General features: G+C 45.7%; 12 protein-coding genes. 10 read left to right on the forward strand and 2 right to left on the reverse strand.

Going from position 1 to position 10,683, the window contains the following annotated elements; translation table 11 throughout:
* Nucleotides 1–610 precede the first annotated feature (610 nt).
* The 4 genes from QUB06_RS32850 (at nt 611) to QUB06_RS32865 (ending at nt 3,153) form a co-directional block, all read left to right on the forward strand.
* Nucleotides 611–793: a CsbD family protein gene (locus QUB06_RS32850; RefSeq protein WP_333237135.1), complete on the forward strand. Its 183-nt coding sequence runs from the start codon at nt 611–613 to the stop codon at nt 791–793.
* 77 nt (nt 794–870) lie between these two features.
* Nucleotides 871–1,314, forward strand: a complete 444-nt coding sequence (locus tag QUB06_RS32855; protein WP_333438831.1) for a hypothetical protein — start codon at nt 871–873, stop codon at nt 1,312–1,314.
* Between the two features lie 116 nt (nt 1,315–1,430).
* Nucleotides 1,431–1,943 (forward strand): hypothetical protein, encoded by a 513-nt coding sequence (locus tag QUB06_RS32860; RefSeq protein ID WP_333409538.1) that lies wholly within the window; start codon nt 1,431–1,433, stop codon nt 1,941–1,943.
* Nucleotides 1,944–2,370: 427 nt separating this feature from the next.
* Nucleotides 2,371–3,153 carry a DsbA family protein gene (locus QUB06_RS32865; RefSeq protein ID WP_333290741.1) on the forward strand — a complete coding sequence of 261 codons (783 nt, stop codon included), beginning with the start codon at nt 2,371–2,373 and terminating at the stop codon, nt 3,151–3,153.
* Nucleotides 3,154–3,249: 96 nt separating this feature from the next.
* Here the strand turns inward: QUB06_RS32865 and rpe are convergent, their stop codons facing one another.
* A complete protein-coding gene (gene rpe, locus QUB06_RS32870; RefSeq protein WP_006632078.1) occupies nt 3,250–3,951 on the reverse strand; it encodes a ribulose-phosphate 3-epimerase in 702 nt (233 codons plus the stop codon).
* Between the two features lie 386 nt (nt 3,952–4,337).
* On the opposite strand from rpe, the gene QUB06_RS32875 reads away from it, so the two are divergent.
* The 3 genes from QUB06_RS32875 to QUB06_RS32885 all read left to right on the forward strand — a co-directional run bounded on the left by QUB06_RS32875 (nt 4,338) and on the right by QUB06_RS32885 (nt 6,881).
* Nucleotides 4,338–4,712 carry a hypothetical protein gene (locus QUB06_RS32875; protein ID WP_333063371.1) on the forward strand — a complete coding sequence of 125 codons (375 nt, stop codon included), beginning with the start codon at nt 4,338–4,340 and terminating at the stop codon, nt 4,710–4,712.
* Nucleotides 4,713–4,816: 104 nt separating this feature from the next.
* A complete protein-coding gene (locus tag QUB06_RS32880; protein ID WP_333141510.1) occupies nt 4,817–6,232 on the forward strand; it encodes an LCP family protein in 1,416 nt (471 codons plus the stop codon).
* Nucleotides 6,233–6,452: 220 nt separating this feature from the next.
* Nucleotides 6,453–6,881 carry a DUF202 domain-containing protein gene (locus QUB06_RS32885; RefSeq protein WP_333438832.1) on the forward strand — a complete coding sequence of 143 codons (429 nt, stop codon included), beginning with the start codon at nt 6,453–6,455 and terminating at the stop codon, nt 6,879–6,881.
* A gap of 42 nt (nt 6,882–6,923) precedes the next feature.
* Here the strand turns inward: QUB06_RS32885 and QUB06_RS32890 are convergent, their stop codons facing one another.
* Nucleotides 6,924–7,847, reverse strand: coding sequence for an alpha/beta fold hydrolase (locus QUB06_RS32890; protein WP_333438833.1), 924 nt, complete (start codon nt 7,845–7,847; stop codon nt 6,924–6,926).
* 183 nt (nt 7,848–8,030) lie between these two features.
* Here QUB06_RS32890 and speB point away from each other — a divergent pair, with 183 nt between their 5' ends.
* The 3 genes from speB to modA all read left to right on the forward strand — a co-directional run bounded on the left by speB (nt 8,031) and on the right by modA (nt 10,586).
* Nucleotides 8,031–8,960, forward strand: a complete 930-nt coding sequence (gene speB, locus QUB06_RS32895) for an agmatinase (RefSeq protein ID WP_333438834.1) — start codon at nt 8,031–8,033, stop codon at nt 8,958–8,960.
* Nucleotides 8,961–9,093: 133 nt separating this feature from the next.
* Entirely contained in the window at nt 9,094–9,651 is a 558-nt protein-coding gene (locus QUB06_RS32900) for a thioredoxin family protein (RefSeq protein WP_333141494.1), read from the forward strand.
* A gap of 134 nt (nt 9,652–9,785) precedes the next feature.
* Entirely contained in the window at nt 9,786–10,586 is an 801-nt protein-coding gene (gene modA, locus QUB06_RS32905; protein WP_333438835.1) for a molybdate ABC transporter substrate-binding protein, read from the forward strand.
* Nucleotides 10,587–10,683: the final 97 nt, after the last annotated feature.

Raw genomic sequence — 10,683 nt, forward strand, 5'->3', positions numbered from 1 at the left:
TTGATATTTTGACATATTTTTTCAATTTTTTTGACTGATTTAGCTATTGATTTAGCATACCAAGTAAGGAAGAACCCAAAAAATTTATAATTTTAAATTATTTTGGGTGTGAAAAAAAACTCCGGGAAGCGGGGTTGACCATCCACCAGTTTTTTTACAGAAATACTTCGTTGCAGCCACCAGAAACGGTGAAAAAAACCTATCACCCACATTCCCCAGGTCTTAACATTAATTGGGGATTGTTTGGTAAGAAATGGCTGTAATTCTTTGTCTACAAGCAGAACGCTGATATGTAGAAATATGAGTTTTTATTAAGGAGTGTTTTTTTGTTCTCAATAGTCATTAATTATAGAGAATATGTTGGCAATTAAATTTCTAGGATGACGTTTTCTCGTCAACATATTTTTGACTATGTTAAGAAGTGGGGAATGTGGGCTATAAGTATGAAAGTGGCAGTCTCTCCAAGACAGAAAAATAACTTTTCCATGTTCCCTCTTCATTTTTTCTTCATTGTTTCTTCCTAGAGGTAGAGTGCAACGCAGCTCCTAGTTACCTATGATGAGTTTATTAAGTAGAAAATGTCTGATTACATACAGATAGGGAGAAACCAATGACCACTAAAGATAGAGCAAATGCAACTGGCGACAACATCGCAGGCAAAGCTCAAGAAGCCCTAGGCAATGTTACTGGCGACCCGAAGGATAAAGCAGAAGGCAAAGCCAAGCAGGCAAAAGCTGAAGCTGGTCACGCCATCGAAGATGTAAAAGATGAGCTCAAAAAGAAACTAGACTAAGCCTAATACTAATTGAGAGGGTCGAGTAACCTGACCCTTTCAATTATGCCAAATGTTTTCTGAACGGAGGAAAAAAGGTGAGTTTATTGCAGCAGAGTCGCAAAATAATTGCGGGCTTACTATTGGTATTAATGCTGGCAGTTACTACTGCCTGCGCGCCCAGCGTTTCAGCCCAAAAACCGACTGATGTACCTGTAGCAAGTGGCGGCAGTCAGGGTTATTACGCGCAGCTAGAACGTGGCAATACCGCCGCAGGTCAAGATTTTGGTCAATGGGTAACAAAGACGGCTCAGGGTCTGGTTCAGGATGCTTACGTGCGCGACAATAACAAATTGGGAGTGGTAATTACCCCGCAAGTCCGCCCGACTGAAGTGAAAGATTTGGCGAAATCTTTAGCACAAGGTTTTCACCGCAATTTCCCAAATCAGGATGTAAGTGTTTTGGTTTACGCTCCTGACAAAAAGTTGATTCTGACGGCTAAGTACGACCAGCAATCAAATCAGATTGAATACAAGTCTTGACCGAGTTAGCAAGCTTAAATGATAGCCGCGTGGCGGTTTAATATTCCGCAGTTTTTTGAAGGCGAAACAATCTCAATTTAAGACTGAAATGTTGTGTAGATTGGAAGAGAGTTACCATGAGTAGCAGCGATAATTACAAGCGTCAAATCATGAACGATTTAGCCCAGGGCGATCGAGAAATGATGCCGCAGACAACTGGTGAAGATTACGAAAACTTTGACGATTTTGCTCAGAGAACTTCGCCCGCTCAGCGCAAACAATTATTCGGGCGTTCCCTGAATCACGACTCGCTCCCGCCGGCTCAGTTGGAACCCGAATTGCAAAAGGCGATCGCCCAAATTAAGCCAAATGAACGCGACGATGTAGCCCGCGAATTCTTCAAGCATTTGGGCAAGAGAGGATTGGACGATCGCCAATTGGAAAAGCAGCTAGGACTTTCTACCCACCACGCCAGCCGCATGAATGCTGACGATGTTACCAAGCTGGCTTCGTTTACCTATCACAATCACCCGGATATTTTCCGAGAAGTGCTGGCCGAACAGCCGAGTTTGATGAAGTTTTTGGGCAATCCAGTTGTTGCGGGTATTTTGGGAATAGTTGCTGCTAAATGGCTAAACAACCGCAAATAGTCTTGGATTCAGACAAGCCTACAAACTGATAATACGTGCAGCAAATAAAAGGACGATCGCCCAGGCGATCGTCCTTTTATATTTTATATCTCGTCCTGTAAAATAACCATGACCGCGTTTGTAGTTAAGACTTGAGTCCTCAGAATATGATCGGGACTAAAGCCCTCACTACAAACCTTTTTTATTGGAGTCGTTGGATGCGAAATTATATTATAATAAATTCCAATAATTTAAATATTAATTATTAGGTTAGTCGGTGTTCGGGTGATTAACACCCCTTGCCAATTACCGACTACCAATTACCGATTGCTACTGAATAAATATTGGTCACAGATAAAAATAACTGCACAGCAGTCAACAGCGGTATACCTGACACTCCGCAAAATTAAATGTAGGATTAAGTGTTGTCGTGAATCAGAAAAAAAAGATGAACTTATCCACTATTTGGCGAAAACTCCGCAGCCAGCAAGCCTTCTGCTTGGCTGTACTCCTGGCAGGTTGCCTGGTATTTATCGGTTGTTCCCCCGCGCAGTCAGCGGCTGGCAATTCAGTCGATCCCAAGTTCAAAGAGCAAGTCTTGCAGGTGATCCGCGAAAATCCGCAAGCAATTTTAGAGTCGGTACAAGGGTACCAGCAACAGCAGCAGCAGTCTCTCAAAGCAGCGCAGGAATCATTTTTGCAGGAGATGAAAACTAATCCCAAATCTTCGATCGGGAATTCTCCCACCACGGGTTCAGCTTCGCAGCAGATTGTACTTTTAGAATTCTCTGACTTTGAATGTCCCTTTTGCGCGCGCGCTCACGATACTGTCAAGCAGTTTATGGCAAAACACCAGGCCAAAGTTACTTTAGCTTACAAGCATTTACCCTTGACTTCTATTCACCCTCAAGCGCTGCCAGCAGCTAAAGCAGCTTGGGCTGCCCAACAGCAGGGCAAATTCTGGGAATATTACAGCGCTTTGTTTGAGGGGCAGAAACAGTTAGGCGAACCATTGTACGCATCGATCGCCCAAAAGCTCAATCTAAAATTAGATAAATTCAACACCGATCGCAACAGCCCCGCCGCCGAAGCCGCCATTGAGAAAGACGTGCAACTCGCTCAACAACTGGGCATTCAAGGCACTCCCTTCTTTATTATGAACGGTCAAACTTTCTCCGGGGCGGTCGAGCTTTCTGAGATGGAAAGCATTCTCGCCTCTGTCTCGAAATAAGTAATTCCTGAGTCTGGGAAACCGAGTCTAAAAATGCGTTCCCAGCCTGCTTTGGCTGGGAACGAGAAAAACCAGAAAAACTCGAAAAATCTTTGATTAAACCGCAGCCAATTCAGGAGTCGGGCGCTTGCTGTGGCGGATACCCTCGATCGCCGCTGCGTAATCATTCGCCTTAAACACAGCAGAACCAGCGACGATCGCATTTGCGCCCGCTTCCAGAACCTGCCAAGTATTGTTCCCCTTCAAACCGCCATCTACCTCAATCCAAGGATCGAGGCCCTTGTCGTCGCACATTTTACGCAACTGGCGAATTTTCGGCAAAACAGCCGGGATAAAACTTTGACCGCCAAAGCCGGGATTGACGCTCATAATCAGCACCAAATCGCACAGTTCCAGCACGTACTCGATCAACTCCAGCGGTGTCGAAGGATTCAGAACCACACCAGCCATTTTGCCCAATTCCCGAATTTGGCCGAGGGTGCGGTGCAAGTGAGGCGAAGCATTATGCTCGGCGTGAACCGAAATAATGTCAGCACCAGCCTTAGCGAAGTCCTCGACGTACTTCTCCGGCTCCACAATCATCAAGTGGACATCGATCACCTTGGTAGTAACGGGGCGAATTGCCTCAACAATCAGCGGCCCGATAGTAATATTAGGAACAAAGCGACCGTCCATCACATCTACGTGAATCCAGTCAGCCCCAGCTCGATCGACAGCCTGAATCTCTTCTCCAAGACGGCTAAAATCGGCTGATAATATGGATGGAGCAATAACGATGGGTTTTTGGGATTGGGTCATGGCTAAGTCTGTTCTCCTGACTGCTGTGCTGTATCCAGTTTATCAAAATACGGGTCTCCGGGTCGAAAAGTTGCCAACGATCGGTCGCGAGATCCCCAGCACCGAAAAATTTTGCCTCTGACAGACAAGTTTGGCGATCGCACCAGCCCTGCTATCCGAATTTTGGTTTAGGATATAAATTTTCCCTCTAACAAATAACTTGTGTGCAAAATCCGACCGAAAGCATCCAGGATACAAGCCCCCAAATTCATCCGTGGAGAAATAAAAAACCTGTATCCGATGAAACTTGCCCCCCGAATTTATCCGTGGGGTCAATGCTTCAATCTAAAATCTAAAATCTAAAATCTAAAATCGATTGACCTTCTGCAAATTTTGAGTACCGAATTATGAAAAAAACCGATCCCTTAGAAAATCCTGAACTCGATCGTGCCAGTCTGTTTGTATTAATGATCCCAGTCATCGGCTTTTTCCCCGCCCTGTGGACTCTTTACCGCCGTCAGGGTAGTCCCGAACGCAAAGCCATCAGCCGCTTGGCAATTGCCCTTGCTTTTAGTTGGCTCTTAGGACATATTCTTTTAGAAGCTGGAGCGATTTCTGCGGAATCTCCGACACTTCCCATGTTATTAATGAGTAGCCTGCTAACAACCAGCTATTTCATCGTTGCTCTGGGACTGATGGTTCGCCTCTGGAAGCGTCAACCGCTATGGTTGCCCGGAATTAGCCGCGTAGCCGAGCAAGTGGTGGGCAAACATTTATCATAATTTAGGGTTCTTTTAAGCCCCTACCCTATTGATTGAGTGCGTCTTCAGCTTGATACTACATATTGCCATTATCTTTTTTATTTTTGTTGTGTGTGAGGAAGCCAGTGCCAGCTCAAAAAATTCCTAATCAAGACCCTATCCAACAATCAACTGCTCAACCTGCAACCAAAAAAGCTTCCCAGCCCCATCGAGGCCGCTGGCTGGGTTTTGGTTTTGGTTTGGCTGGAGTAGCCATGCTCTCAGCCACAGCCGGAGCGTTGCTAGCCGTCTCCCTTTCTACAACGCCGCTTCAGCAACAAAAGTTGAGCCCTGAAGAAGCAGCAGTATTTTCTCAAGGCGACATGGCAAAGCTCAACATGAAGATGCCGGAGCTGACTCGGCCAGTTAATATTTTAGTTTTAGGACTTAAAGTTCTGACATCTGACATCGAAGGAAGTGTCAACAAAAATGTCGGACACGAGGTTTGGGAAAACTCATTTAAGGGCTTAACCGATACCATGCTGTTGGTTAGGTTTGACCCTCAAAATAAAAAGTTAAGCGTGCTTTCCATTCCGCGAGACACCCGCACCTATGTTGAGGGCAGGGGCGAGGTGAAAATAAACGAAGCTAATTACCACGGGGGCCCAGCTTCGTCAGCGAAGTCAGTCAGCGGACTCCTGGGCGGTGTGGGCATTGACCGCTACGTCACAGTTAATATTCATGGTATCAAAAGTTTGGTCGATGCCCTGGGTGGCATTACTATTAATGTCCCTAAAGACATGAAATATACCGATCATAGTCAGCATTTATATATAGATTTAAAGGCTGGCAAGCAGAAGCTAAACGGCGAACAAATCGTGCAATATTTGCTTTACCGACACGACGATTTGGGTGACATCGGGCGGGTGCAGCGCCAACAATTGTTGATGCGGGCTTTTGTGGAACAGGAAGTAAATGTAGGTTTGCTGTCTCGACTACCGAAGATTTTATCGGTGATTCAGTCTCACCTTGACACGAATTTGAGTATAGAAGAATTGGTAGCTTTGGCGGGTTTTGCTACTCAAACCGATCGCGCTGGCGTGCAGATGTTGATGGTTCCCGGCAAATTTAGCGATTCTAAGGACTACAAGGCAAGTTTTTGGTTGCCAGACCAATATGCCATCGAAACTATGGTGGCGGAACATTTTGACTTCGGTCAAAATACTTGGACAATTGAGAATGCTGATTCGACTTTTCTGAAGGTGGCAATTCAAGATAGTACCGGCGATCCATCGGCTGTTGAAGCTTTTGTCAATAATTTGACTCAAGCCGGTTATCGGAATGTTCAGGTTTATAAAGCTTGGCCCGAACCGCTGGAGGTAACTACTCTAGTAGCTCAACAGGGCGATCTTAAAGGTGCTCAAGCAATTCGCCAGTTTTTGGGTTTTGGAGATGTGCTGGTTGAGAGTACGGGTTCTTTGCAGTCCGACGTGACAATTAGATTGGGTAAGGATTGGTTGGAGAAAAAGGCTCAGTCCGGCAGTGCGGCTAAGTCTTTTTAAACTGGATTTTAACAGGGGTATTTGTAGGGACACAGCAATGCTGTGTCCTCTTCTTTTCTGTTGGTAGAGATGGAGGCGATCGCTTTTTTGTCGATTTACTGATAGTATATTTTTTGGTGATGATGAATCACGATCGCAATACCGATACTTCCCTCCGCAATCAGAACTGAAACAATAATCAAGGAGGGAAAGCTTAAGATATTTTATAAAGGTAGGGTTAATGAACAACGGTCCTAAAATAGACCGACAGCGGGAACACCAAGCAAATGAACGGACGTTTCTTGCATGGTTACGAACTTCACTGGCTTTAATTGGTTTTGGGTTGGCGATCAGTCGGTTCAGTTTATTTCTCCGTCAATTTCAAGCTACCGTGACTCAGCAACAAGTTTCCTCCCCTCCCTTATTCAACTCGGAAACTTTAGGGCTGGTTATGGTCGTTTTTGGCATTGCGGTCATTGCCTTAGCAGCATGGCGTTATAATCGAGTTTTCTGGCAAATCGAGCGAGGTGATTATCGCCCAAATCCTGTGCTAGTTTGGATTCTGGCTGGAACTGTGATGATTTTAGGAACGTTAAGCATTCCGTTGTTGCTATGGCGCGATCGCGGAAATATAGCTCCCACTTCAACTCCTAAAAACTCTCAATTCTAAGTTAACCCGATCGCTTAGCTAAAGTGCCTATTCCTTTGTTGATTAAAGGGGCGGATTTTCGGCAAATCTCGATCGCTCTTTAATCCAATCGAGTAAAATAGGATTGACCAATTCCGGCGCTTCATCCTGTGGGCAGTGTCCCACTCCCTCCAAAGGAATAAACTTTTCAACAGCCGGAAACTTTGCCAATTCTCGTCCCAATGCGATCGGCTCCCAAGGATCGTCCGTACCCCACAAAATCAAAGCCGGACAGCTCAAACGCGGCAACAAATCCTCCGGTAGCGGGCCTTGAGAATAACTGATAAATGCCACAAATACTTCCACTGCGCCGCTGTCTTTGGCAGGTTCCAGCAGCATATTTACCAGTTCGTCGGTGACAGCTTCGGGACGGTGATAAGCTTGCAAAAGCACTTTTTTTACTGTTTTTGGCGTTGCTAATTGTTTGAAAAATAATTGACTTATCCACTTGACATTTAAAATTTTTTGTGCAATTGGCGCTCCAAAACTGCGATACCACGGCATTTCGGCGCGTTTGCGATCGTGCAGCAAGCGCAGGGAACAATTGAGTAAAATTACCCCAGAAGCAATATCGGGAAAATCCACAGCGGCTTGCATTATTGCCACACAGCCGATCGAATTTCCCACCAAAAAAGCCGGCCCGCCCGCAACTTCCCGACAAAAATCAGCAATTAGCTGTCCCCAAGTTTCAAAAGTATAGTCAATCTCAAGTTTGGGCGCGGGTTTAGCAGAAGCGCCAAAACCGATGAGGTCGATCGCAAAACAGCGGCAATCAGCAGCCAGCGCCGGCAAATTCTTGCGCCAGTGGCCCCAAGACGCACCAAAACCGTGGACAAACACCACCGCAGGCCCCTGGGAACCCGCAGCCTGGTAGCAAATCGGAAAGCCTTTCCACAGCCAAGTTTGAGGCGAAATAAGTGTTGACAAAGCGGGAGTAGAAGATGTCATGGGATTTTAGATTTTAGATTTTAGATTGGGCATGGGGCATAGGGCATGGGGCATGGGGCATTGTTAGCTGCTGACTGCTGACTAATGACTAATGACTAATGACTAATGACTACTTTGCAGTTAGAGCCGATATTATGTCACGATTAAACCTGCTGACTTCTTTGCTGTATTAAAATTTCCCTTATGCCAACGATCATTTCCACTGCTGTCGTACCGTTTCTGGGGTCAGAAATCGTACCAGACTACGACACCGCCAAAGTAGTAATCTTACCAATTCCCTACGAAGCTACCACCACTTACCGCCGGGGGTGCGAAAACGGGCCCGCTAAACTTCTAGAAGCTTCTCATCAACTCGAGTGCTACGACGAAGAATTGGATTCCGAAGTTTGCTACGATGTCGGAATTTATACACAAGAGCCGATCGCCGATACCCGCAACAGGCAACCGGTTTCATCCTCAGAAATGCTGCGAGTCACCCAAGCGGCAGTGCATCAGCTAGTTACCGAAAATAAATTTGTCATCTCCCTCGGAGGCGAACACAGCATCACTGCCGGCGTTGTTGAAGGTTATCGCCAAGCATACCCAAACGAACCTTTCACAGTCGTGCAAATCGATGCCCACGGCGACTTGCGGCACGAATACGAAGGCTCGATTCACAACCACGCCTGCGTGATGCGACGTATTGTAGATATGGGCTTGCCCACACTGCAAATCGGGATTCGCGCTATCTGCAAGGAAGAAGCAGACTTAATTAAAGCAAAACAGCTAAACGTGATTCGAGCTCGCGAAATCGCTACTCAACCGGATTGGGCCGATCGGGCAATTGCCAGCATAACAACTAAGCGAGTATTTTTGACGATCGACTTAGACGGCATCGATCCGACTTTAATTCCAGGGGTGGGAACACCCGAACCGGGCGGGTTAAATTGGTATTCCCTCACCGCATTTTTGCGCCGCATCTTCGAGTCCTACGAAGTAATCGGGTGTGACATTATGGAATTAGCACCTATTGTAGATTCTGTAGTCTCAGAATTTACCGCCGCCAAATTAGCCTACAAACTTATTGGATACCAAGCTCTGGCTCAAGGTTGGCTAAAGCCAGACGAGGAATAAATCGCGAAGTACGAATCACAATAGGCTGTTGGTAAGGCTAGAATTAAGTTAAAGCCAAACAACAGCCAATTTTATTCGTGCTGACAGTTTCATCTTTCATGCTGGCAAATACTGCTCTTCACCTCCTGAAAACATGAGTTTACTAATGGATACAACGGGTACTCCCATTAACGGCTACGCTCCCGATTTTGAACTGCCGGGAGTTGACGACGAAGTTCACCATTTAGCTCGATATTTAGAAAAATTTCGGGCGATCGCGGTGATATTTATGTGCAATCATTGCCCTTACGTGCAGTTGTATCTCAATCGTATGAAAGAACTTCAAGCAGATTTTCAAGATCGAGATGTTACTTTAATCGGGATTAATGCTAATGATGCAAACCAGTATCCCGACGACAGTTTTGAGAATATGAAAATTTTTGCCGCCAACAATCAACTCAACTTCCCGTACATCCGAGATGTTGCTCAAGATGTGGCTGAAAGTTTTGGGGCTTCTAAAACGCCGGAGGTTTTTTTGTTAGACCAAGACGGCAAACTGCGCTATAAAGGTTTAATAGACGACAACGCTGACGATCCGGCGGCGGTGCAGGTTTCTTATCTGCGGAGTGCGATCGACCAATTGCTCAACAGTCAACCCGTTGAGCCTTCAACTACAGAGGCGATAGGCTGTTCCGTCAAATGGCGATCGTAGTCATTAGTCAGCAGTCATCAGTCATTAGAAGATGATAATCCTGGACAAACAGCATCTACTTGTAAGGTGTGCGCGGCGCACCTTACTACTACAGATAGTGTAGATCGCCCTAGGGCAAATTATAATACAGCCTTGTGGAAAGAAAACGCATTTTCAACTCGATCGTCGCAGCCGCTGTAGGGCTGACACTGCTGATTGCTTGGAACTTGTTTAAAAGCGTTTCCCCAACAACAACACAGCAGCAAACGTCCTTAAACGTATCCGCTGCTATCAGTCTCTCGAAAGCTTTAGGGGAAATCAAAACTGTTTATCAAAGCAGTAATCCGAATTTTACTATTACTTATAATTTTGGTGCTTCCGGTGCTCTAGAACAGCAAATTCAGCAAGGTGCCCCGGTAGATGTATTTTTCAGCGCCGCCACCAACCCAATGGATGCTTTGCAGCAATCTAACCTGCTAATTAACGACACGCGCCGCAATTTGCTGACAAATCGCCTAGTTTTGATTACTCCCAAAAACGGTGTTGCTTTGAGCGATTTCAAACAGTTGACAGATGCCAGAATCAAGAAAATTGCGATCGGCGAACCCAAGAGCGTACCTGTCGGACAATACGCTCAGGAAATGCTAAATAAACTTGGATTGTGGGGGCAAATACAGCCAAAATTAGTGCTAGGAAATAACGTCCGCCAAGTGCTTACATTCGTAGAAAGCGGTAACGTTGATGCTGGTATAGTTTATGCGACTGACGCCACAGCCTCCGACAAAGTAACTGTGCGGCTAACGGCTGCCGAAAATTTGCATTCGCTCATTGTTTATCCGCTGGCAGTTATCAGAAACAGCCGCAATCCGGCTGCTGCGAAAGCGTTTGTTGACTTTTTGGCGGGCGATCGCGCTAAAATAGTATTTCAGAAATACGGGTTTGGCATAGCTCGTTAATTAGTCTCATACAACCAAATTTTTAGGACTTACGCATTGACAAAAAACATTATCTATGTATTCTAGACTCTAACATCATTGCTAAGGTTCGCCAAAA

Origin of the sequence: Microcoleus sp. D2_18a_D3 (assembly GCF_036702455.1) — a bacterium.
Lineage (GTDB): Bacteria > Cyanobacteriota > Cyanobacteriia > Cyanobacteriales > Microcoleaceae > Microcoleus.

What these genes read in the sequence shown, in the direction of transcription:
- speB (WP_333438834.1), top strand. Translation starts at nt 8,031, where the DNA reads ATGCCAACGATCATTTCCACTGCTGTCGTACCGTTTCTGGGGTCAGAA.
- QUB06_RS32900 (WP_333141494.1), top strand. Translation starts at nt 9,094, where the DNA reads ATGAGTTTACTAATGGATACAACGGGTACTCCCATTAACGGCTACGCT.
- rpe (WP_006632078.1), bottom strand. Translation starts at nt 3,951, where the DNA reads ATGACCCAATCCCAAAAACCCATCGTTATTGCTCCATCCATATTATCA.
- QUB06_RS32890 (WP_333438833.1), bottom strand. Translation starts at nt 7,847, where the DNA reads ATGACATCTTCTACTCCCGCTTTGTCAACACTTATTTCGCCTCAAACT.
- QUB06_RS32860 (WP_333409538.1), top strand. Translation starts at nt 1,431, where the DNA reads ATGAGTAGCAGCGATAATTACAAGCGTCAAATCATGAACGATTTAGCC.
- QUB06_RS32875 (WP_333063371.1), top strand. Translation starts at nt 4,338, where the DNA reads ATGAAAAAAACCGATCCCTTAGAAAATCCTGAACTCGATCGTGCCAGT.
- QUB06_RS32885 (WP_333438832.1), top strand. Translation starts at nt 6,453, where the DNA reads ATGAACAACGGTCCTAAAATAGACCGACAGCGGGAACACCAAGCAAAT.
- QUB06_RS32850 (WP_333237135.1), top strand. Translation starts at nt 611, where the DNA reads ATGACCACTAAAGATAGAGCAAATGCAACTGGCGACAACATCGCAGGC.
- QUB06_RS32865 (WP_333290741.1), top strand. Translation starts at nt 2,371, where the DNA reads ATGAACTTATCCACTATTTGGCGAAAACTCCGCAGCCAGCAAGCCTTC.